The sequence below is a fragment of the Methylobacterium sp. WL6 genome (assembly GCF_008040095.1).
Taxonomy (GTDB): Bacteria; Pseudomonadota; Alphaproteobacteria; order Rhizobiales; family Beijerinckiaceae; genus Methylobacterium.
Map to the genome: position 1 here is coordinate 1 of NZ_VRVH01000674.1, position 568 is coordinate 568.

Consider the following 568-nt stretch of genomic DNA (forward strand, 5'->3'; position numbering starts at 1 on the left):
CCCCCGCACCCAAGTCGGGCCTGCCCGACTTGGGCAGACAGGGTGCGGATCTCGGGCAGGCCCGAGGTCCGTCGGGGGGAGGGAAGGCGCGCGGGCTCTTCGGCAGGGACGAGGAGGTGGGGAGAGGCGCGACCGCTCCCGACCGCTCCCGACCCACGCCTGAACCGGACGACGCGTCCGACGCCATCCCCGCGCTCTGCGCTGCCGCGGATGCCCTCGGCGTGACGTCCCTGCGCGGGCCGTTGCTCGCCATGCGGATCGCCCGGCTGATCGCCGCCCGCGACGGACGGGATGGGCTCGCGGAACGAGATCTCGTCGAGGCAGCAGCCCTCGTGCTCGGCCCGCGGGCGACGCGGATGCCGGTTCCCGAGCAACCCGCCGAAGCCTCCGAACCACCCCCCGACGATCGCGGATCGCCGCAGGAGGAGAACCCGCCGGAGCCCGACGGGGACGCGGCGGGCTCGGAGCAGCAGGCCGAATCGCCGAGTCTCGACGACGTCGTGCTCGCGGCGGCACGCGCGGCGATCCCGCCCGGCCTGCTCGCGGCGTTGGCCGCCGGGCAGGCGCC

Annotated in this window: 1 pseudogene; it reads left to right on the plus strand. The window is 76.2% G+C overall.

Annotated elements, in window-relative coordinates:
* Nucleotides 1–221 precede the first annotated feature (221 nt).
* Nucleotides 222–568 (plus strand): annotated as a pseudogene (bchD, locus tag FV230_RS29120) (magnesium chelatase ATPase subunit D); the annotation flags it as partial.